This window comes from Pseudomonas sp. DY-1 (assembly GCF_003626975.1).
Classification (GTDB): Bacteria; Pseudomonadota; Gammaproteobacteria; order Pseudomonadales; family Pseudomonadaceae; genus Metapseudomonas.
Genome location: NZ_CP032616.1, coordinates 1,556,061 through 1,575,763, shown reverse-complemented (window position 1 = coordinate 1,575,763; position 19,703 = coordinate 1,556,061). Strand labels below are relative to the sequence as shown.

At 64.7% G+C, this 19,703-nt stretch carries 19 protein-coding genes; 7 read left to right on the top strand and 12 right to left on the bottom strand.

Annotation, left to right across the window (positions count from 1 at the left end; all coding sequences use genetic code 11):
- Window positions 1-29 precede the first annotated feature (29 nt).
- The 6 genes from D6Z43_RS07675 to D6Z43_RS07650 all read left to right on the top strand — a co-directional run bounded on the left by D6Z43_RS07675 (window position 30) and on the right by D6Z43_RS07650 (window position 4,236).
- Window positions 30-695, top strand: a complete 666-nt coding sequence (locus D6Z43_RS07675) for an ankyrin repeat domain-containing protein (RefSeq protein WP_120651376.1) — start codon at window positions 30-32, stop codon at window positions 693-695.
- Between the two features lie 15 nt (window positions 696-710).
- Window positions 711-1,172 (top strand): nucleoside deaminase, encoded by a 462-nt coding sequence (locus tag D6Z43_RS07670; RefSeq protein ID WP_120651375.1) that lies wholly within the window; start codon window positions 711-713, stop codon window positions 1,170-1,172.
- Entirely contained in the window at window positions 1,159-2,355 is a 1,197-nt protein-coding gene (locus D6Z43_RS07665; RefSeq protein WP_120651374.1) for a CynX/NimT family MFS transporter, read from the top strand. Before D6Z43_RS07670 ends, D6Z43_RS07665 begins: the two co-directional genes overlap by 14 nt.
- A gap of 389 nt (window positions 2,356-2,744) precedes the next feature.
- Window positions 2,745-3,488, top strand: a complete 744-nt coding sequence (locus tag D6Z43_RS07660; RefSeq protein WP_120651373.1) for a glucose 1-dehydrogenase — start codon at window positions 2,745-2,747, stop codon at window positions 3,486-3,488.
- Window positions 3,489-3,644: 156 nt separating this feature from the next.
- The gene (locus tag D6Z43_RS07655; RefSeq protein WP_120651372.1) at window positions 3,645-3,971 is read left to right on the top strand and encodes a DUF190 domain-containing protein; all 327 of its coding nucleotides are present in this window, start codon (window positions 3,645-3,647) and stop codon (window positions 3,969-3,971) included.
- 49 nt (window positions 3,972-4,020) lie between these two features.
- Window positions 4,021-4,236, top strand: coding sequence for a DUF3820 family protein (locus D6Z43_RS07650; protein WP_120655213.1), 216 nt, complete (start codon window positions 4,021-4,023; stop codon window positions 4,234-4,236).
- 20 nt (window positions 4,237-4,256) lie between these two features.
- Here the strand turns inward: D6Z43_RS07650 and D6Z43_RS07645 are convergent, their stop codons facing one another.
- The 7 genes from D6Z43_RS07645 to D6Z43_RS07615 form a co-directional block, all read right to left on the bottom strand.
- Complete coding sequence (locus D6Z43_RS07645) at window positions 4,257-5,210, bottom strand: helix-turn-helix domain-containing protein (protein WP_120651371.1); 954 nt, start codon at window positions 5,208-5,210, stop codon at window positions 4,257-4,259.
- A gap of 123 nt (window positions 5,211-5,333) precedes the next feature.
- Window positions 5,334-6,353 (bottom strand): phosphotransferase enzyme family protein, encoded by a 1,020-nt coding sequence (locus D6Z43_RS07640; protein ID WP_120651370.1) that lies wholly within the window; start codon window positions 6,351-6,353, stop codon window positions 5,334-5,336.
- Between the two features lie 10 nt (window positions 6,354-6,363).
- The gene (locus D6Z43_RS07635) at window positions 6,364-7,644 is read right to left on the bottom strand and encodes an aspartate aminotransferase family protein (RefSeq protein WP_120651369.1); all 1,281 of its coding nucleotides are present in this window, start codon (window positions 7,642-7,644) and stop codon (window positions 6,364-6,366) included.
- Window positions 7,637-8,959 (bottom strand): amino acid permease, encoded by a 1,323-nt coding sequence (locus D6Z43_RS07630; RefSeq protein WP_120651368.1) that lies wholly within the window; start codon window positions 8,957-8,959, stop codon window positions 7,637-7,639. Before D6Z43_RS07630 ends, D6Z43_RS07635 begins: the two co-directional genes overlap by 8 nt.
- A 506-nt stretch (window positions 8,960-9,465) precedes the next feature.
- Window positions 9,466-9,975: a sterol desaturase family protein gene (locus D6Z43_RS07625; protein WP_218569237.1), complete on the bottom strand. Its 510-nt coding sequence runs from the start codon at window positions 9,973-9,975 to the stop codon at window positions 9,466-9,468.
- A gap of 106 nt (window positions 9,976-10,081) precedes the next feature.
- Window positions 10,082-11,260, bottom strand: coding sequence for an MFS transporter (locus D6Z43_RS07620; protein ID WP_120651367.1), 1,179 nt, complete (start codon window positions 11,258-11,260; stop codon window positions 10,082-10,084).
- 101 nt (window positions 11,261-11,361) lie between these two features.
- Window positions 11,362-12,045: a response regulator transcription factor gene (locus D6Z43_RS07615; RefSeq protein WP_120651366.1), complete on the bottom strand. Its 684-nt coding sequence runs from the start codon at window positions 12,043-12,045 to the stop codon at window positions 11,362-11,364.
- Between the two features lie 117 nt (window positions 12,046-12,162).
- Between D6Z43_RS07615 and D6Z43_RS07610 the strand changes: the two genes are divergently transcribed.
- The gene (locus D6Z43_RS07610) at window positions 12,163-12,894 is read left to right on the top strand and encodes a phosphatase PAP2 family protein (protein WP_120651365.1); all 732 of its coding nucleotides are present in this window, start codon (window positions 12,163-12,165) and stop codon (window positions 12,892-12,894) included.
- 151 nt (window positions 12,895-13,045) lie between these two features.
- Here D6Z43_RS07610 and D6Z43_RS07605 read toward each other — a convergent pair whose 3' ends face one another.
- The 5 genes from D6Z43_RS07605 to D6Z43_RS07585 all read right to left on the bottom strand — a co-directional run bounded on the left by D6Z43_RS07605 (window position 13,046) and on the right by D6Z43_RS07585 (window position 19,686).
- Window positions 13,046-13,990, bottom strand: coding sequence for a hypothetical protein (locus tag D6Z43_RS07605; RefSeq protein ID WP_120651364.1), 945 nt, complete (start codon window positions 13,988-13,990; stop codon window positions 13,046-13,048).
- 135 nt (window positions 13,991-14,125) lie between these two features.
- Window positions 14,126-15,400: a HAMP domain-containing sensor histidine kinase gene (locus D6Z43_RS07600; protein WP_120651363.1), complete on the bottom strand. Its 1,275-nt coding sequence runs from the start codon at window positions 15,398-15,400 to the stop codon at window positions 14,126-14,128.
- 9 nt (window positions 15,401-15,409) lie between these two features.
- Complete coding sequence (locus D6Z43_RS07595; RefSeq protein WP_120651362.1) at window positions 15,410-17,053, bottom strand: phosphoethanolamine transferase; 1,644 nt, start codon at window positions 17,051-17,053, stop codon at window positions 15,410-15,412.
- Window positions 17,054-17,294: 241 nt separating this feature from the next.
- The gene (locus tag D6Z43_RS07590; RefSeq protein WP_120651361.1) at window positions 17,295-18,872 is read right to left on the bottom strand and encodes a malate:quinone oxidoreductase; all 1,578 of its coding nucleotides are present in this window, start codon (window positions 18,870-18,872) and stop codon (window positions 17,295-17,297) included.
- 202 nt (window positions 18,873-19,074) lie between these two features.
- On the bottom strand, window positions 19,075-19,686 hold the full coding sequence (locus D6Z43_RS07585) for a metalloregulator ArsR/SmtB family transcription factor (RefSeq protein WP_120651360.1): 612 nt from the start codon (window positions 19,684-19,686) through the stop codon (window positions 19,075-19,077).
- Window positions 19,687-19,703: the final 17 nt, after the last annotated feature.

The window sequence follows — 19,703 nt, the reverse complement described above, 5'->3', positions numbered from 1 at the left end:
GCTCATTCGACGAAGCGCGGAGGCGAACCATGAAAGCCCGACTCACCCACTGCCTGCTCCTCGCCACCAGCCTGCTGCTGGCGGCCCAGGCGAACGCCGATGACGCCGGCCAAAGCCTGCTTCAGGCGGCCGGGACGGGTGACCTGGTCACCGTCGACAAACTGCTGGAACAGGGCGTTTCGGTGGATGTACGCGATGCCGAGGGCAATACCCCCTTGCTGGTCGCCACGGCCGGAAATCAGGTCGAGGTGGCGCGCCGCCTGATCGAAGCCGGTGCCAACGTCAATCTGCAGAACCGCATGCAGGACAGCGCCTACCTGCTGGCCGGCGCCAGCGGTCACCAGCAGATCCTGGAACTGACCCTCGCCCATGGTGCCGATCTGCACAGCACCAATCGCTTCGGCGGCACTGCACTGATTCCCGCCTGCGAGCGTGGCCACGTGGAAACCGTGCGCACCCTGATCGCCGCTGGCGTCGACCTCGACCATGTCAACAAGCTGGGCTGGACCTGCCTGCTGGAAGCCGTGCTGCTGGGCGACGGCGGCCTGGCCCACCAGCGCATCGTCGACCTGCTGATCGCCGCCGATGCCGATCTCGACCTGCCCGACAAGGACGGCGTTACCCCCTTGCAACATGCCGAGCAGCGCGGCCAGTCGGCCATCGCCGCCAGGCTGCGCGCCGCCGGCGCCCGCTGATTGATGGACCAACCCATGTCTGAAGAACGCAATTACCTGGAACAGGCCGTGGAACTGGCGCGGCAGAACGTGGAGCAGGGCGGCCGTCCATTTGGTGCACTGCTGGTTCGCGATGGTGAAGTTCTTGCTCGTGCCGTGAATGAAATCCATCTGACCCAGGACCCGACCTGCCATGCCGAACTCCAGGCCATCCGCGCTGCCAGCAGGCAACTAGGGCCGCGCCTGGACGGTTGCGTCATCTATGCCAGCGGCCAACCTTGCCCCATGTGCCTGGCGGCCATGCATCTGTGTGGCGTGAGCCGCGTGGTATTTGCCGCGGCCAATTCCGTGGGCGAACCCTTCGGCCTTTCCACCGCTGCCGTCTACCAACAGATGGCCCTGCCGCTGGAGGCCCAGAAGCTGGATATCCGGCACCTGCCGCAACCGGCCATGAGCGAAATCTACGCGCGCTGGCAGGCCCTGCATGCAACGCGCTGAACGCCTTGAAAGATTCGCCGGCTGGGCACTGCTCATCGCCCTTGGATTGAACCTGCGACCTATCCTCGCCTCGGTCAGTCCGCTGCTGGCTGATATCCGCGGCGCCACCGGCATGGGCTTCCAAACTGCCGCGTTGCTGACCACCTTGCCGGTCGTCTGCATGGGCCTGGTGGCGCTGCTGAGCAACCGGCTGGACGGCCTGGGCGAGCGGCGCGGCATCGGCCTCGGTCTGGCACTGATCGCCGGCGCTTGCCTGGCGCGGCTGCTCCTCGGCCAGGCCGGGCCACTGCTTGCAACCGCGTTGCTGGGCGGCGCCGGGGTGGCGCTCATCCAGGCGTTGCTGCCGGCCGTGATCAAGCGACGTTTCGAAGGCCGCGTGGCGCTGGCCATGGGGGTCTATTCCGCATCCCTGATGGCCGGTGGAGGTCTGGCCGCGCTGTGCAGCCCGCTACTCGCCCACCGTTTTGAGCATTGGCAGGCCGGCCTTGGCCTCTGGCTGGTGCCGGCGTTGCTGGCCCTGGTGCTGTGGCTGGCGCGTCCCGTGCCGGGGCCCGCGCCGACCGTCGCAGGTAGGTCCGCGCGTTTCGCCGGCAATCGCCGGGCCTGGCTGCTGGCGCTGTACTTCGGCTTGGTGAACTGCGGCTACATGAGCATGGTGGCGTGGCTGCCAGCCTACTATCAGCAACTCGGCTGGAGCCCAACCCGCAGCGGCTCACTGCTCGCCTTCATGACCCTCTTCCAGGTCATTGCCGCGCTGGGCATGCCCGCACTGGCGCAGCGCAGTATTGACCGTCGGCCATTGCTGTCGGTCAGCCTGGCCGCCCAGGCAGTGGGATTCGGCGGTCTGATCTGGGCGCCGACGGAGCTGTCCGCTCTCTGGGTGGCGCTGATCGGCTTCGGTCTCGGGGCCTGCTTCGCCCTCAGCCTGATCCTCACCCTCGACCACCGCCGCGACCCGCGCGAGGCTGGTCAACTGGCGGCTTTCGTGCAGGGAGTGGGCTTCCTGATCAACGCCGTGTCGCCCTGGCTCAGCGGCTTTTTGCGGGAACTCACCGGCAGCTTCGCCGCCGCCTGGCTGGTGCTGGTGGTCAGCGCGGTGCTGATGCTCGGGCTGACCCGGCTGTTCAGCCCGGCGAGCTACAGGCCGGTGGCGACCACAGCGCCGGTAGGCGGCACCTTCTAGGGGCGATTTCAATCGCCTTGCGGACTGCGGCTCTACCCTTGGTGACCGGTAGGGCGGATGGCCTCTGCGTCCGCCCACCAGGGAACTTGTAGGAGCGACCTTGCTCGCGAACAGGCCGAGCACGATCTTTCGCGAGCAAGCTCGCTCCTGCAGAAAGTTCAAACCCCTCCCGCTAATGGGAGCACTTCGAATTATCACAGGCAGAGCCGATGATTCGTGATCACGTCCTGAGGATGTGGTTTCCCGGGATCAAATGAATGAGCCCCTTCGGGGCCGATTGCGGCGCCGGATAACCGGTCCCGCACGGCGCGCCAACAGCGGCTATACCACTCAAAAGGCCCCACACACGGCAGCAGCCGTGGCTTCGAGGGCCTGTCCGGGAGAGCCGCATGCCAGAAACTGCCAGAACAGCCATCGTCACCGGAGCGTCCCGGGGTATCGGTGCCGCCATTGCGCGACGCCTGGCCGCCGAAGGAATCCAGGTGGTGGTCAACTACGCCTCGCGGCCGGAAGCCGCCGAACAGGTGGTGGAGGAGATCCGGCGCGCGGGTGGCAAGGCCTACCCGGTGCTGGCCGATGTCAGCGACCCGGTGGCGGTCGCCGTCCTCTTCGACCAGACGGAGATGGAATACGGCGCCATCGACATCCTGGTAAACAATGCCGGAGTGATCCAGCCCGGCCTGGTGCCGTTGGCCGACACCGAAATGGCGCTCTACGACCGGCTGTTCGCCATCAATACCCGAGGCACCTTCAACACCCTCAAACTGGCGGCGTCGCGCCTGCGCCGTGGCGGTCGCATCGTCAATCTGTCCAGCAGCGTGGTTGGGCTGAGCCTGCCGGGCTACGCCATCTATGCCGCGTCCAAGGCGGCGGTGGAAACCATGAGCGCGATCTTCGCTCGCGAGCTGCGCGGGCGGAACATCTCGGTGAACTGCGTGGCGCCGGGGCCGACCGCAACCAACCTGTTCCTGGAAGGTAAACCGGCGGAACTGGTGGAGCGCCTGACCAAGCAGGCGCCGCTGGAACGGCTGGGCAATCCCGAAGACATCGCCAATCTGGTGGCTTTCCTCGTCAGTCCGGAAGGGGCCTGGGTGAACGGACAGACGCTGCGGGTCAATGGTGGCATCGTCTGAGCGCCTGCCCACGATCGGCTGCGCGTCGGATTAACTGCGTTGCGAATGGCTTCGGGCTTGTTCATTTACAGCTCGTAAACTCTGCGCCCTAAGCTATTCGCGCCTTGTTCCTCTCTAGCTCGCGCAACCGTGAGCAGGCTCTAATGTGGAGGTCGCATGAAAGGCTACCAGCTCACCCTGTATACCCAGCAGAACCGCCGTCATCAGGGCAAGATGCTGGCTGACTGGATCGTCGCCCAGGCCATGGACATGGGCCTGCGCGGCGCCACTCTGGTTTCCGGGATCGAGGGTTTTGGCCACAGTCGGCAATTTCATTCTCACCACTTCTTCGAGATGGCCGACCAGCCGATGCTGATCCTCCTTGCGCTCTCCGAGGACGAATGCGACGCCTTGCTCAAGCGCCTGGAAGAAGAAGGCGTGACTCTGTTCTACGTGAAGGTGCCGGCGGAGTTCGGTCTACTGGGCGCAGCTGTGGATGCCTGAGCCGTGGCTCTGCGACAATCGCCGCTCTCTCTACCTGCAAGGCCACCCGATGAACCCCGAAGACCTGCTGCTCCTGGTCACCCGCGAAATGCCTTACGGCAAGTACAAGGGCCGTCTGCTCGCCGACCTGCCTGGGCATTACCTCAACTGGTTCGCCCGCGAGGGCTTTCCCAAGGGTGAGATCGGTCGGTTGCTGATGCTGATGCAGGAGATCGACCACAACGGCCTGAAACCGCTTCTCGAGCCGCTGCGCAAGAGGCGCTGAGTCGGCCTTGGGGGCGCGGCCTAACCCCGGCGCCCGGTCAGGGAGGGCTGTTCGCCATACAGGCGCTTGTAGAGCGAAGAGAAATGGCTGGAGCTGGCAAAGCCCAGGTCCAGCGCCAGGGTGGTGATGCTCTGCAGCGGGTCTTGCTTTAGCCGGCGACGTGCCTCGGCCAGGCGTAGGGAAAGGAAGAACTGCTGCGGCGTGGCCTGGCTGATCTGCTTGAAGCAGTACTGCAAGGTGCGGTGGCTGGTGTTCAGGGCCTGGCAGAGTTCGAGCATGGACAGCGGCAGGTCGAGGTTCGCCTGCATCATCTCCACCGCCGCCAGCACCAGGCGGCGACGTTGTTCCAGTGTGCGGGGCAGGGCGCTACCGCGCTGGTTCGGACCGAGTAGCACCTCGTCCAGCCCCTGGAGCACGCAGTCGAGGCTGGACATCACGGTACGCACGCCATGCTCGGCTGAGCGCGGGTCGTATTCCGCGCGCTCGAAGGCGCCGATGGAGGCGCACAGGTCCTCGCGCAGGCGCTGCGCAGCCAGCGGTGAGATATCCAGGCGGCGCCGGCCGAGTGCCTGCTCCAGGCGTTCCTGCTCCTCGGCCCCGAGAACCCGGGCGATCAGGCGGCGATCCACTGTCAGCCCGAGCATGCCGATTTCGCCGGGGGCACAGATTTCCATTTCCTCGCCAACTTCCAGTACCAGCAGAGTGTCGCCGGCCAGGGCTCCGCCATTGAACAGCGAATCAGCGGAAACCTTCAGCGGAATGCCGAACACCACTTGGTCTTGCGGTGGCGTCATGTTCTCGTGCAGGTGCAGGTTGGAGTGCTCGTAGATGAGTGACGCCTCGACGAGCTGGATGTGCAGCAATTCGGCATGCAGCCGGCCACGTCCCAGTTGGGTGTAGTCCTGGTTCCAGCCGGCCAGTGCGCCGGCGAGCTCGTCGGAGTCGGATGCCTGGTGTCGGGCAATGCCTGTCATGTCGGGTTACCTGTCGAGCGCGGTTGGCGGACGCTCCGGGCCATCATGGCGGAGTCCCGCGCAACCGGCATTACCCTGCGCGCCAGGCGCTTGTGCATCCCTGCCAGGCGCTGCCGCGATGGATCATCGCTGGTCGAGGTAGGCCTGCGCCAGATGGCAGGCCCGCCCGATCAGCATGGGCGCCAGCTCCTCGGCTGTGCGAATTTCCCGACGGGTGTGAATCCAGCCCAGGTAGGTCATCCCGCGTAGCGCCAGGAACAGCGGCAAGGTCGCGCGGTCAGCCGCGGTCAGCGGTTTGACCGAGTGGTAGCCACCCAGCAGCGCCGCTTCGATCTCCGTGTAGCGCGGGTCATCCAGGCAGAAGTACAACGCCGTGGCGAGCTCGAACATGTGCCAACCGAAGCCGGCGTCATCAAAGTCGATCAGGTGCAGTCTGGCCTGCTCCAGCAGCAGGTTTTCCGGCACCAGGTCGGCGTGGATCATGCCGAAGTTGTCCAGGTTGCGCCCATAACGTCGCAGGTCCGCGCGTGCCGCCTGACGTGTGGCCTGCAACAGCGCGCGCTGGGCTGGTTGGAGCAGGTCCAGCTCCCAGTAGGGGCCCCAGAATGGGCGCTGGCCGATCAGGCCTTCTTCATCCCAGGCGTGGCGGCTGAAAGCGTTGGGCTGCTCCCAGCGTGCCGAACTCTGGTGGATGCGCGCGGCGACGGCACCGGTGTCGAAGAACAGGCCGGCAACGTCGGTCTGCACCGCGAGTCCGTGTTCGGCCGAGCCGATGCTGGTGCCGTTCAGCCAGCCGAGCATGTCGATGTAGCGAGATTCGCCCAGCTCGTCACTGTGAACCCGTGCCAGATGCTCACCGTGGCGGGTGCGGATGATCTGCGGTACATGGATGCCGTCGGCGGCCAGTGCCTCCATCCATTGCAGCTCGGAGCGCAAGGCTTCCTCGGAGTGGTAGCCGTCGCGATGGACGCGCAGGGCGCTGCGTTGGCCGTCGCGGCGGGTGGCGCAGAACACAGCGTTTTCACGGTACTTGATCAGGTCCAGACGGACGAAATCGCCGTCCCATTGCTCAAGGGCGGTGAACGCCAGGCGCTTCAGGCTGGCGACCTGCTGGTCGTGGTCGAAGGTGTGGAATTGGCTCATGGCACGGTTCTCAGAGTTCGCGCAGGACGCTGTCGAGGGTGTCGATGAACAGGTCCGCGTCGGCGCGGCTGAACACCAGCGGCGGGCGGATCTTCAGCAGGTTGTCGTCGGGGCCAATCTTGCTGATCAGCACGCCGCGCTCGCGCATCTGGTTGACTACGCGGCGCGCCTCGGCACCTGCCGGCGTCTTCTGCTGGCGGTCGCGCACCAGCTCGACGGCGAAGAACAGGCCCTTGCCGCGCACGTCACCGATGATCGAATGCTGGCCCGCCAGGCGCTCCAGTCCGTTCGCCAGGTGCGCGCCAACCGCGCGGGCGTTGTGCAGCAACTGTTCGTCCTCAATGACGTCGAGCACCGCGCTGCCCACGGCGGCGGCCACCGGCGAGCCGCCGAAGGTGTTGAAGTAAAGGTTGCGCCCACCGAAGGACTCGACCCGTTCGCGGCGGGTCACCAGGCCTGCCAGGGGGAAACCGTTGCCCATGGGTTTGCCCAGGGTGACGATGTCCGGTACCGCGCCATGGGCCTGGTGGCCCCACATGTGCTCGCCAGTGCGACCGAATCCGGCCTGGACCTCATCGACGATCAGCAGGCCGCCGGCCTCGTGGACCAGCGCCGCGATGCGCTCGACGTAGCCTGTCGGAATGCGGGGCAGGCCCTCGTTGGCGAACAGGGTGTCGATCAGCATCGCCGCCAGTTGCACGCCCTGGGCCTTGAGCGAGGCAATCGCTTCGGCCACACGAGCCACGTACTGATCGGCCAGGTCTGCCGCACTGGTGCCGACCGGCGCCCGGTACAGGCAGGGAATCGGCACCGCGCGGGCGAACGGCGAGAAGGGCTCGGAACTCGGCAGCGCGGTGGTCACTTCGGCCAGGCTGGTGGTATTGCCGTGGTAGTTGTAGCTGCTGACGATCACGCCCTTGCCGCCGGTGCCCGAACGCGCCATGCGCAGCGCGAGTTCGTTGGCCTCGCTGCCGGTACAGGTGAACATCACGCAGTCCAGAGACGCATCGAAGGTGCGGGTCAGGCGTTCGGCGTAGGCGACGATCCGCTCGTTCAGGTAGCGGGTGTGGATGTTCAGGGTGGCCGCCTGGCTGGCCATCGCCTCCACCACGCGCGGGTGGCAGTGACCCACGCAGGGCACGTTGTTGTAGACGTCCAGGTAGCGTTTGCCGCTCTCATCGAAGAGCCATACGCCCTGGCCCTTCACCAGATTCAGGGGCTGGTCATAGAACAGCGGCGACTGGTCGCCCATGGCCCGGTAGCGGCGTTGCAGAAGATCGCGCTCAGACATTGTCGGGATTCTCCGTGGCGAGGGGCTTGGCAACGCGCGAGACGCGCATCAGGTAGTTGATGACCAGCACGACGGCCAGCACGGCGAGGGCGATGAGCACTTCGACTTCGAGCTGGAAGCAGGCGGCAATCACCGTCAGTGTCAGCAACATGCCGAGGCCGGCGATCACGGGGCCGCCGCGCAGTCGGAACGGGCGCGCCAGATGGGCATGGGTGCGGCGCATGCGGATGTAGGCGGCGAACAGGAAAAGGTGGCAGGTGCAGAGCAGCAGCACCACGCACAGCAGCAGTTTCTCCGGGCTGACCAGGGTCAGCGGCAGGCCGATTGCGGCCAGGGCCAGCAGTGCGATATAGGGTGAGCCGCGACGGTTGGTCCGCGCCAGTGCGGCTGGGAAGTAGCCGTCGCGGGACAGGGCGAAGAGCTGGCGGGAGGCTGAATAGACCACCGAGAAGAAGGTGGCCAGCAAGCCGCAGATGGCGCCAATGCCTACCAGTTGCGCCAGCCAGCTCGAGGCGTCGTAGCGACCGCTGTGGGTCATGGCGGCATACAGCGGGTCGGCGGCTGTGCCGACCACCTGGACCCCGGCGGCGCCCGGTGCACAGACCAGCACGGTGACTGCCGTCAACAGCAGGGTGGCGACGGCTGCGGCGATCCCGCGGGACATGGCGCGGCCGGGGTCGGCAGCTTCTTCGGCGGCGGAGCTGACCTGCTCGATGCAGATGAACATCCAGATGGCGAACGGCACGCAGGCGAAAATGCCATGGAGACTGAGGGACTCGCTGAAGCTTCCCGCGGTGCCGAGCAGGTTGCTGCTATCGAGCTGGGGCAGCATGGCGCCGCCGAATACCAGCAGGGTCACGGCGGCAATGGCACCTGCCAGCAAGGTGGCACCAAGGGCTTCACCGACGCCGCGGATGTGGATGCCGATGATCAGGGCGAACAGAGCCACCTTTACCGGCCAGCCACCGAAGCCGAATACCGACTCCATGTAGGAGGCGACGAAGGTGGCTGCGGCGCCGGTGCCGATAGTCAGCGCCAGTGCGCAGGCGGACCCCACCAGGTAACCGACGAACGGGCCGAATGCGCTCTGGGCGTAGGCGAACACGCCACCGGCATGGGGCATGGCGGTGGACAGTTCGCTGATGCACATCGCCAGTCCGCAGCTCAGTGCCGCCATCAGCAGGGTGGCCAGGAGCATGTTGGCCCAGCCGTTTTCGGCGAGGCCGAAATTCCAGCCGGAGAATTGACCGGCGATCACCAGCGATATGCCGAGCCCCGCGATCTGGGGCCACCCGAGTACAGCTTTCTTGAGCATGGCGGTGCTTCCTTCTTGTTGTTGTGCCGTCGAGCAGGCGCGGGATGGCCGTGCCTGCCGGTGTGACGTTAAGGCGAGGGGAGAGGCGGCGATATCAGGAATGCGCAAAGTGGGTCGGGGGCGGACCTGCGGCCCGCTTGGCGAATGTATTCGCCCCTAAAGGCTCATGCCGGTGGTGAGTCGAGCGTCACCCCTCGCCCTTGAGGGAGAGGGGCTGGGGGAGAGGGCGGGTACCCGTGACTTGGAGTCCTGGGTATTTCGCGAATGAATTCGCTCCCACAGGCAAATGCCGGTGGTGAGCGGAGCGTCACCGCTCGCCCTTGAGGGAGAGGGGCTGGGGGAGAGGGGGTTACCCGCGACTTGGAGTCCCCGGCATTTCGCGAATGAATTCGCTCCCACAGGTTCATTCCGGCGGTGAGTCGAGCGTCACCCCTCGCCCTTGAGGGAGAGGGGGGGCCGTCCCTCTGGTTCCCGCTGGCAGTGAGCCGGGGGCAGGGGCGAAGGGATCACGACGGCGCGGTGGCGTCTTGCTGTTTACCCACGAAATGCTCACGCGTGCCAAACACCCAGTCGAACCAGGGCTTGGTTACGCACCAGTTGGCCTGGGGGTTGGGACCCATGTGGTGGTCGTAGTGCCAGGGCAGGTGCTGGCGGGCCCAGTCGGGGTGGTCGTGGGCTTTCTTGTGGGTGAAGTAGTAGTTGCCGGCGCAATACCAGAGCGTCAGGCACAACCAGGGTGCCCAGAGAATCAACGGTGCCACCAGCAGGCTGGCGACCACCAGGGCCCAGGTTTCCTTGCCCTGGGCGTGCCAGCCCAGCGGATGGCGGCGATAGCAGGGGTCGTAGAAGTTGTTCTGGCGGGCGTTGCGGTGGTGTTCGTGGAAATGGAAGCTCCAGAAGGTGCCGCGCTTGCGGCCCAGGCCGTGGAGCACGACGCGGTGGAACCACCATTCAGTGAAATTGCCGAGCAGCAGGCCGGCGGGGATGCTGATCAACGCTTCGAGGTACCAGGGCATTTTCTTCTCCTTGTTGTCGTCCCATGCAGCCCGGAGTCCGACACCCGCCCCGGGCCATCGAAACAAGGTTCGCGCCGGCGAATGATGGAGGCAGCCCGACTTTCGATTAGTGTCGACGCAGCGCCAGCACTACCAGCGCCGCCACGCAGAACGCCACACCGGCGAGGAAGGTGCTGGCGGGACCCTGGCTTTGCCAGAGCCAGCCTGCCAGCGTGCTGGCCACCAGCAGGGCGCCGCCGCTGGCCAGGTTGAACAGGCCGTACGCGGTGCCCTTTAGCTCCGCTGGAGTGGTCTCGGCCACCAGCGCCGCGAGGATGCCCTGGCTGAACCCCATGTGGAGACCCCAGAAGGCGACGCCGGCCAGCAGCAGGGTCGGGTTGTCAGCTCCGGCCAACAGCAGATCGGCGACTATCAGCAACGCCAGGGAGAAGACCAGCAGCCCGGTGGGGCCGATTCGATCGGACAGCTTGCCGGCGGGGTAGGCCGAGAGCATGTAGAAGGCTGCCATCACCACCATGACGAGCGGCACCCAGATGGTGGAGAGGCCCGCATCCCGCGCACGCAACACGAGGAATGCCTCGCTGAATCGCGCCAGGCTGAACAACGCCCCCAGGCCGACCACCCACCAGTACGCCGGAGAAAAGCTTCGCCATGCGCGAAACCGAATGGGCGAGCGCAGACGCCGGGACGGATGGGTGATGTCGGGTTCTTCTACACCGAACAGGATCAAGGCCACTGAAATCAGCGCTGGCAACACGGCGAACCAGAGCACCAGTGCGATATCACCGGCCAGCAGGATCATCAGCAGGATCGCCAGCAGCGGACCGAGAAAGGCGCCGACCGTGTCCATGGACTGGCGCAGGCCGAAGCAGGCACCACGGATATCTACAGGCGAGACGTCGGCCATCAGCGCATCCCTTGGTGCGCCACGAATGCCCTTGCCGATCCGGTCCAGCAGGCGCGCGAACAGCACCTGGTCGGCGCTGGCCGCAAGGGGAAACAGCGGTTTGGTAAGCGCCGCCAGGCCGTAGCCGAACAGCACCAGTCCCTTGCGCTTGCCGAGGAAGTCGCTGAGTGCCCCGGAGAAGACCTTGACGATCAGTGCGGTGGCTTCGGCCAGGCCCTCGATCAATCCGACCGCGAGCATGCTCGCGCCCAGGCTGCCCACCAGGAACAGCGGCAACAGGCTGTGCACCAGTTCGGAGGAAAGGTCCATGAACAGGCTGACGAAGCCCAGTACCCAGACGGTGCGTGGAATGCGGTGAGCGGTGGCGGAAGCGGGCATGTCCCTGTCCTGTCGGCACTTGCTTCAGGTTAGGCAAGAACCTGTAGGGGCGAATTTATTCGCCACCCGGGCCTCAGGTCCGGCCATCGAATGCGCAACGATCAATCCTTGTCGTCCAGTTCCGCCAATCGATATCCCACGCCATGGATGGTGTGCAGCAGGGGGCGCTCGTAGGGTTTGTCGAGCACCTGGCGCAGTTGGTGGATATGGCTGCGCAGGCTATCGCTGTCCGGGCAGTCGTCGCCCCAGAGGGCTTCCTCCAGCACTTCGCGGCGCACCACGGCCGGGCTCCTGCGCATCAGGGTAGTGAGCAGCTTGTGGCCGATGGGGTTGAGTTTCAGGCGCTGGTCGGCACGGGTGGCCTGGAGGGTGTCCAGGTCATAGATTAGGTCGGACACCTGCAGTCTGCTCTTGCGTCCGCCGTGGCTACGCCGCACCACCGCCTCGATGCGGGCCACCAGTTCGGACAGCGCGAAGGGTTTGACCAGATAGTCGTCGGCGCCCGACCTGAGGCCGGCCAGTCGATCTTCCAAGGTGTCGCGGGCAGTGAGCATGATGATCGGCGTGTCCCGCCGGGCTTCCTGGCGCAGGCGGTTGCAGAGCTGCAAACCGTCGATGCCCGGCAGCATGATGTCCAGCACGATCAGGTCGTAGTGCTGGGTAGTCGCCAGGTGCAGGCCCGACAGGCCGTCCTGGGCGCAATCGACGCCGTAACCCTTGAGCTGGAGGTAGTCCAGCACGTTGGCGAGGATGTCGCGGTTGTCTTCGATGATCAGTACTCGCACTTAGTGCCCTCGATCCTGCGCCGTGGCGCCGTTGATGTTTTTTTCACAAGCCCTTTACCAGTTGCTCACGCATGCCGGCGCAGACTTCGGTCGTCCCACTTGACCAAGGACCTTCCGATGCCCCATTCCCGTCCCTTCAATTTCGTGCTCTGGAGCGGCCTGCCGCTGGCCACCATGGCACTTCTGCTGTTGATCGACGTGCCCCACGTCGATTTCGCCCTGGCGCACCTGTTCTACGACCCGCAAAACGGTTTCATCGGTCGGCACAGCGCGTTCCTCGAGGATGTACTGCACGACCGCGCCAAGCAGGCCGTGATCCTCCTCGGCGTCCTCGCTATCGCCGGCTTTCTCGTCAGCCTGCTTCCTACCCGCCTGCGCCAGTGGCGTCGTCAGCTGGGCTATCTGGTGCTGGCCCTCGGCCTGTCCACGGCCATCGTCACGCCGCTCAAAGCGGTTACCGCCGTGCAGTGCCCCTGGAGCCTGGCGGAATTCGGCGGTGTCGAACCCTATTCGCCATTGGTCGGTCACCATCCCTACGTCGACAAGCCTGGCCGCTGCTGGCCGGGTGGCCATGCCTCGGCGGGTTTTTGCCTGCTCGCCCTGTTCTTCGTCTTGCGCGACCGCCGTCCACGCTTGGCGCGGGCCGCGCTGGTGGGGGCGCTGGTCCTCGGTAGCCTGTTCTCGCTCGGACGGATGATGCAGGGCGCGCACTTTCTCTCGCATAACGTCTGGACGCTGCTGTTCGACTGGATGATCAGCCTGGTCTGCTACCGCCTCGTGCTCTATCGCCCGGAGCCGTTGGAAATGGCCGCCCGGGCGGAGGAAGCGCTGGACGTCAGTTCTTCCTGAAACGATAGAGTTGCCGGTGCCGGTCAAACCGGCACCGCTCGCGGGTATGGGACTAACCTAACGACACAATGGTGAAAGCTGTGTGTTGATGTTTCGGGATTTCGAGGTGGTTCCTTTTCGCTGTCGGGCGGTTGCGAGGAGGCAGTGGCCATCAGCGATGCTCAGGGTTTCGTTGCAGTTCCAGCACCCGTTTGCGTCCTTGCTCGGCGACCAGGTAACGGCCTGAAGCGATCTCGACTATGGTTTGCGGCGAACGCAGGTGGGACAGCACGACGTTCAGGTCTCCCTTGGCATCGAGCAACAGGACGCGGGCCATGTGCGTGGCGTCTTCGGTGACCCACAATCCATCGTGATTACAGAGCAGGAAACCGGGTTCGCGCAGGCCATCGATCGCCACCGGGTCCTGCCCGTCATCCTGCAGCAGGCGGACCTGGCCACTGGTTTTCTCGCTGTAGAACAGGCGGCCATCGGGACAGAAGGCGACCGCTTCGGCTTCGTCCAGGCCGCTGCGCAGCGTGGTGACGCTATCGGTTTCCGGGTCGTAACGCAGCAAACGGCCGTTACCGTGGAGATCTTCGATTGCGTAGAGGTAGTGGCCGTCTGTGGACAGGCCTTCGACGCTGTCGGCGCTGAACAGTTGCCGGGTGCCCAGGTCGTTCATCCAGAGCACCGGGTGTTCGCCCTGTTCCTGGCTGAAGGCGATGCCCCCGCGATAGCGGGCCATGCCGTCGGGCTTGGACAGGCCGGTCTCAACTTCGCTGTTCCTGCCGCCCGATCCGACACGCAGGATACGGCCCTTGCCGTCTTGCAGTTCCTGGCTGAGGAAAAGGCCTCCCCGGTCATCGGGTATTAGCGCGCTGACTTGCTCGATACCGTCGAGGTGCACCTGATAGCTCCATCCCTGCGCGGCAACGGCGGGGTACAGGTGGTGCCAGGCAGGTATCCCTGCACCCAACAACAGGAGCAGGGCGAAGGCCCCTAGCAACCAGCGCATGGTGCGCTGGTCGAGAAGCAGGATCAGCCATTGGCCGCCGGCGCGTGAGCGCTTGCGGAAGGGAGAGCGGCGACGCGGCAGAGAGGTGGTATTGGCGGACATGGGGAGTTCCTTCGCTCAGGACGCGGAATGCAGACCCGCCACTTGGCGAAGCCCAGTGCACCGAATCCATGTGGACAGCTGATAAGTCTGGATGGCGGGCTGTATTGGCGAGGTCAAAAGCCCGTGAAAAAAACGTCAACGGCTGCAACCAAGGTGTACGGAGAAGCAACTGCCCGAGTCCGGACGGGATTCCACCCGGACTTCCCAACCCTGCTGCTGGCAAATGCGCCTGACCAGCGAGAGCCCCAGGCCCAGACCTTCGCCGCGGGCCTGCTGGCCGCGTACGAAACTCTGGAAGATGCGTTCCTGCTCTTCCTCCGGAATGCCCTGGCCACTGTCTTCGACCCGGAAACCGTCTGCCGCGAGGATCAGCCGCACCGCACCCTGTTCAGTGTAGTGAAAGGCATTGCGCAGCAGGTTGGACATGACCGTGCGCAGTTGCGGGGCTTCATAGCGGTCCGCGCTGGAGCCTTCGTCGATCAGGGCGAACGCCAGGCCCTTGGCCTGGAACTGGGGCATCCACTGGCGGTACTGCTCGGCCGCGAGTCCGGACAGGGCAACTTTCTCGGCGATGCCGCTTTCCTCCTGGCCGGCTCGCGCCAGGCGCAGGAAGGTCTGCACCAGATCGTGCATGTCAGCGCTGGCGCGAGCGATGCGGGCGACCTGGGCGCGCTCGCTGGCGGTAAGTCCGGCGGCGTCCAGCAGCAGCTCGCAGGAGGTGGCGATGACCATCAGCGGGGTGCGCAGTTCATGGCTGACATCGCTGGTGAACAGCCGCTCGCGCTCCAGTGAATGTTGGAGCTGGCCGAGGGTCTCGTCGAAGGCGGCGGCGAGCCGACCGACCTCGTCGTCCGGGTAGTCGGGCGACAGCCTGGGTGCCATGGGCAGCAGCTGGTCACGATGGCGAACCTGTTGCGCCAGGCGTCGAACGGGGGCCATCACCCGGCGTGCGAGCAGGCGTCCAAGTCCCCAGGCGCCGAACACGCTGAGCAAGAAGCCGGCCAGGACTACGTCGAAAAGGACCTGCTCCCGGGCCTCGAACTCGTGCTGTTCTTCCACCAGCACGTCCTCATGGCTGCCGTGGCTGCGCTTGAATACGTAGTAGGCGGCGTCGCCATCGAGCACCTCGGAGAAGCCTTCCGGCAGACCGGTGAAACGCGGTGGCAAGGCATCACGTCCGCTGTGGGAACTGAAGAAGCGGGTATTGGCATCGATACGCGCAACCGTGTCCAGCTTGAGCTCTTCGTCTATCGCATAGTCCAGTTCCCGGCCCATCTCCTCTGACACCAGGAGCTCTTCGATGAAGTGCACGATGGCGACGATTCCCAGGGAAAAGGTGCCGCCAACGATCAGCGTCATCAACACGAAGGCGAAGATGATCCGTCGCTCAAGTGGCTGCTTCCCGCCCATGGCGTCGACCTATTTCCTTGCAACGGTGAGGCCGCTGGTACGGCAGGAGGCGAACAGATCCAGGCCTTCCCGGTATTCACCGGTCTGGACCTGCAACAGACCCAGCATCGAGTGGAAGAGGTTGTCCTGGCTCAGCGGCTTGTCGCGCTCCCTGGACACGCAGCCGGTGTCCAGGGCGAACTCCCTGCGGTAGCTGTCGGAGAACCAGGTGAGCATGGCCACGTGCTTCTGCTGGTCGGGGGCCAGCACATAGGGCGTGCCATGCAGGAAAAGGTTGTACTCGCCGAGCGATTCGCCGTGGTCGGCGAGGTAGATCATGGCCGTGTCGACCTTGTCCTGGTTCTTGCGCAGGAGATCGATCAGGTTCGACAGCACGTAGTCGGTATAGACCAGGGTGTTGTCGTAGGCGTTGACGATGCTTTCCTGGCTGCAGTCGTTCAAGGCATTGCTGTTGCACACCGGGGTGAACTTCTCGAAACGCTTGGGATAGCGCTTGGCGTAGTCCGGGCCGTGGCTACCCATCTGATGCAGGACCAGCACCGAGTCGTCCTTGAGCTGGTCGATGTAGGCTTGCAGGTCCTTGAGCAGGATTTCATCGTGACACTCGCCGCCACTGCACAGGACGGGGTCCTTCAGGTGGCTGAGGTTTTCCTGGGTAACGCGGTCGCAGGTGCCCTTGCAGCCGGACTGGTTGTCGCGCCAGGTCACTGCGAGGCCCGCATGCTTGAGCACATCAAGCAGGCCTTCCTGGCTGCGGGCGCGGGCGGCGTCGTAGTCGCCGCGTCCCATGTTGGAGAACATGCAGGGCACGGAGACGGCAGTCTCGGTGCCGCAGGAACGCACGTTGCTGAAGGCGGTGACGCCTTGCTGGCCCCGGAGTAGCGGAGAGGTGTCGCGTGCATAGCCGAGGATGCCGAAGTTTTCCGCCCGCGCGCTTTCACCCACGACCAGGACTGTCAGCGACTTGCGCTGGTGGGTCTGCCAGGCCGGCGCCTTTTTCGCATCGGTGCCGATCTGGCGCAATGGCTCCTTGGCCACCACCAGTTGTTCGCGCACATAGCCAAAGGAGGCGTTCAGGTAGTTGCTGGGCACCACCAGCAGACGCAATTCGTGGTGGTTACGGAACAGCGACGCCAGGCCTTGGTAGTTGGCCAGTGCGACCACTCCCAACACAGTCAGCGAGCCGACTGCCAGGGCTAGCTTGCCCAGCAGTTCACGGCGCAGGGGCTGGTGGCGGACCGGCAATTTCCACAGCAGCCAGCTCGGCAACACACCGAGGATGAGGACGAACAGCAGCAGCTTGAAGGAAAGCAGGTCGCGAACTTCGTTGACGTCGGTTTCCGCGACGTTGCGCAGCATGTTGGCGTCGATCAGCACGCCGTACTGGCTCATGAAATAGGCGACCCCGGAGCTGGCCAGGAACAGGAAGATCAGCACCGGTTTGAAGACCCGGCGGAAGGAGAGCAGGGCGAGTACGAAGTTGAAGATGGCCAGCACCATGACGCCGAAGGCCATGCGCATGCCGAGTCCGTCGGCATCGGCCGGGACTATGGCGAAGACATGCCGCCAGAGTGGGAAGTTGTAGACCGAAAGCAGCAGGAGGCTGGCCAGGAAGGCCAGGGCTTCGGGGCGGATGGAAATGCGTTTGAACATGGGCCGCTCGCTTGGGACGTATCCCTCGTGGATACGGCGCGCAGATTAGGAACGGCGGAATCAAAACTTCGTGAAAAAAATCTGGGGAAAATGTCGAGGTTGTGAAGGCGATGTCGGGGGTGTTGTGGGGGCGAATTCATTCGCTATGGGCAGCGCAGCTGCCCTCATTCAGGCTTGAGGCGAACCTTTGGTCCGCTTGGCGATTGAAATCGCCCCCACAGATCGAGTTGGGGCCGTGGCCTTACTGCGCGGCAACTTCCGGCAGCACCGGAATGTGCTCCAGTTGCAGGCGCTCACTGCTCCAGGCGCGGACCTGGTTGGTCAGCTCCAGGTCGTTGTTCAGCTTGCGCCCGTAGGAAGGAATGATCTCCTTCAGGCGGGCTTGCCATTCCGGGGTCTGGACCTTGTCCTTGAAGGTCTTCTCCAGCACGGTGAGCATGATCGGCGCAGCAGTGGACGCACCCGGCGAGGCGCCCAGCAGCGCGGCGATGCTGCCGTCGGCGGAGCTGACGACTTCGGTACCGAACTGCAGGATTCCGCCTTTTTCGGCGTCCTTCTTGATCACTTGCACGCGTTGGCCAGCGGTCAACAGCTCCCAGTCCTCGTCCCTGGCTTGGGGGAAGTACTCGCGCAGTTCATGCATGCGGTCGGCCTGGCTGAGCATCAGTTGACCCATCAGGTAGGTGCTCAGCGGAATGTTGTCCAGGCCGGCGTTGGTCATCGGGCCGATGTTGTCGGTGGTCAAGGCGCTGAACATGTCCAGCAGCGAGCCGTTCTTCAGGAACTTGGTGGAGAAGGTGGCGAAGGGTCCGAACAGCAGCACTTTCTGGCCGTCGATCACACGGGTATCCAGGTGCGGCACCGACATGGGCGGCGAGCCGACCGACGCCTTGCCGTAGAGCTTGGCCTGATGCTGGGCCACCACCTCGGGATTGCGGGTGACCAGGAACTGGCCGCCCACCGGGAAGCCGGCATAGCCCTCGGCTTCTGGAATGCCGGATTTCTGCAGCAGCTTGAGGGCGCCACCGCCAGCACCGATGAAGACGAATTTCGCCTTGACGCTGCGTACGGCCTCGTCGTTTCCGAGGTCGGCGACGACCACAGTCCAGGTGCCGTCGTCGTTGCGCTTGATGTCGCGGACTTCGTGCTTGAGGTTGAGCGAAACCTTGTCGCTCCTGGTCAGCGAGTCGATCAACTGGCGGGTGATTTCACCGAAGTTGACGTCAGTGCCGATGGCCATGCGCGTGGCGGCCACTTTCTGTTCGGCAGGACGTCCTTCCATCGCCAACGGGACCCACTTGCTGATCTGCTCATGGTCTTCGGAGTACTCCATGCCACGGAACAGCGAGCTGTGCTGCAGGGCGGCGTGGCGCTTCCTGAGGAACTCGATGTTGTCGTCGCCCCAGACGAAGCTCATGTGCGGCACGCCGTTGATGAAGGACTTGGGATTTCCCAGCACGTTGCGCTCGACCTGGTAGGCCCAGAACTGTTTGGAGATCTCGAAGGATTCGTTGATCGCCACGGCCTTGCTGATGTCGATGCCGCCGTCTGCGGTTTCCGGTGTGTAGTTCAGCTCGCAGAAGGCCGAGTGGCCGGTGCCGGCGTTGTTCCAGGGGTTGGAGCTTTCCGCGGCGACCTGGTCGAGGCGTTCGTAGATGTCGATGCTCCAGCCCGGCTCCAGTTCGTGGAGATAGGTGCCGAGGCTGGCACTCATGATGCCGGCGCCGATCAGCAGCACGTCTACCGACTTCTCCGCCTCCGGTTGCTTGGCACAGCCGAGCACCGTGAGGCACAGGAGTCCTAGGAGGAGTTTTTTCATGGGACCGTCCCTTTGCTATTTCTCGAAAAGGGCGGTGGGTAGGCAAATGCCGTGCCGTATAGGCGAAAACCCCATGAATCGATTCACTTTGCGCGATTCAAGGCTTACACGGGGGTGGGCAGGTGGCGGATATCCGCCCGATGAGTGGGAATCCCGCCCTGCTTGCGGCGGATACCCGCCAGGCACAGGGTGAGTTGCTGGTTCAGCCGCGATCGATCCGGAAGCGGCAGACCTGCCCCTGGCGCACCATGCATTCGAGGTGATCAACCGTGCCGCCGCCGAGGGTACCGATCAGCGCGAGGTCCAGCTCGCAGACCTCCGGATGCAGCGCCGCAAGGTGATGGAACACGCAGTTGTGGGCGACGATCTCGGCTTCGCCACCGGAGCGGAAGAAGACCTCGGCCTCGTAGCCGGCTTCGTGCATGTGCTGGGCGATCCGGGGCTCATCCACGACCTTCGTTTCGATCTCGCCGGCCAGACGGCGTCCGAGGCCACGCATGAGTTGGATCAGGGCGTCGTGGCCGATGAGGCTGGCCACTTCGCCAATCAGCAGGTCGGCCAGTAACTGGTACTGGCGGGGAAATAGCTCCCGGCCACGCGGGCTGAGCCGGTAGAGCTGCTCGGGGCGGCGGCCGGTAGGTCGCGTTTCGCCCCGCAGTATCAGCCCGTCGCGCTCCAGCGCGGCCAGGTGCTGGCGGATCGCCGTGCGGGTCACCGCCAGGTGGTTGGCCAGTTCGTCGATGCTCATGCCGCCCGGTTGATAGAGCAGGGCGCCGAGCAGGTCCTGTTGGGTACGTCCCATTCCTTGAAGCATCGATTACCTCGACAGAC

What these genes read in the sequence shown, in the direction of transcription:
- D6Z43_RS07675 (WP_120651376.1), top strand. Translation starts at nt 30, where the DNA reads ATGAAAGCCCGACTCACCCACTGCCTGCTCCTCGCCACCAGCCTGCTG.
- D6Z43_RS07670 (WP_120651375.1), top strand. Translation starts at nt 711, where the DNA reads ATGTCTGAAGAACGCAATTACCTGGAACAGGCCGTGGAACTGGCGCGG.
- D6Z43_RS07665 (WP_120651374.1), top strand. Translation starts at nt 1,159, where the DNA reads ATGCAACGCGCTGAACGCCTTGAAAGATTCGCCGGCTGGGCACTGCTC.
- D6Z43_RS07660 (WP_120651373.1), top strand. Translation starts at nt 2,745, where the DNA reads ATGCCAGAAACTGCCAGAACAGCCATCGTCACCGGAGCGTCCCGGGGT.
- D6Z43_RS07655 (WP_120651372.1), top strand. Translation starts at nt 3,645, where the DNA reads ATGAAAGGCTACCAGCTCACCCTGTATACCCAGCAGAACCGCCGTCAT.
- D6Z43_RS07650 (WP_120655213.1), top strand. Translation starts at nt 4,021, where the DNA reads ATGAACCCCGAAGACCTGCTGCTCCTGGTCACCCGCGAAATGCCTTAC.
- D6Z43_RS07645 (WP_120651371.1), bottom strand. Translation starts at nt 5,210, where the DNA reads ATGACAGGCATTGCCCGACACCAGGCATCCGACTCCGACGAGCTCGCC.
- D6Z43_RS07640 (WP_120651370.1), bottom strand. Translation starts at nt 6,353, where the DNA reads ATGAGCCAATTCCACACCTTCGACCACGACCAGCAGGTCGCCAGCCTG.
- D6Z43_RS07635 (WP_120651369.1), bottom strand. Translation starts at nt 7,644, where the DNA reads ATGTCTGAGCGCGATCTTCTGCAACGCCGCTACCGGGCCATGGGCGAC.
- D6Z43_RS07630 (WP_120651368.1), bottom strand. Translation starts at nt 8,959, where the DNA reads ATGCTCAAGAAAGCTGTACTCGGGTGGCCCCAGATCGCGGGGCTCGGC.
- D6Z43_RS07625 (WP_218569237.1), bottom strand. Translation starts at nt 9,975, where the DNA reads ATGCCCTGGTACCTCGAAGCGTTGATCAGCATCCCCGCCGGCCTGCTG.
- D6Z43_RS07620 (WP_120651367.1), bottom strand. Translation starts at nt 11,260, where the DNA reads ATGCCCGCTTCCGCCACCGCTCACCGCATTCCACGCACCGTCTGGGTA.
- D6Z43_RS07610 (WP_120651365.1), top strand. Translation starts at nt 12,163, where the DNA reads ATGCCCCATTCCCGTCCCTTCAATTTCGTGCTCTGGAGCGGCCTGCCG.
- D6Z43_RS07605 (WP_120651364.1), bottom strand. Translation starts at nt 13,990, where the DNA reads ATGTCCGCCAATACCACCTCTCTGCCGCGTCGCCGCTCTCCCTTCCGC.
- D6Z43_RS07600 (WP_120651363.1), bottom strand. Translation starts at nt 15,400, where the DNA reads ATGGGCGGGAAGCAGCCACTTGAGCGACGGATCATCTTCGCCTTCGTG.
- D6Z43_RS07595 (WP_120651362.1), bottom strand. Translation starts at nt 17,053, where the DNA reads ATGTTCAAACGCATTTCCATCCGCCCCGAAGCCCTGGCCTTCCTGGCC.
- D6Z43_RS07590 (WP_120651361.1), bottom strand. Translation starts at nt 18,872, where the DNA reads ATGAAAAAACTCCTCCTAGGACTCCTGTGCCTCACGGTGCTCGGCTGT.
- D6Z43_RS07585 (WP_120651360.1), bottom strand. Translation starts at nt 19,686, where the DNA reads ATGCTTCAAGGAATGGGACGTACCCAACAGGACCTGCTCGGCGCCCTG.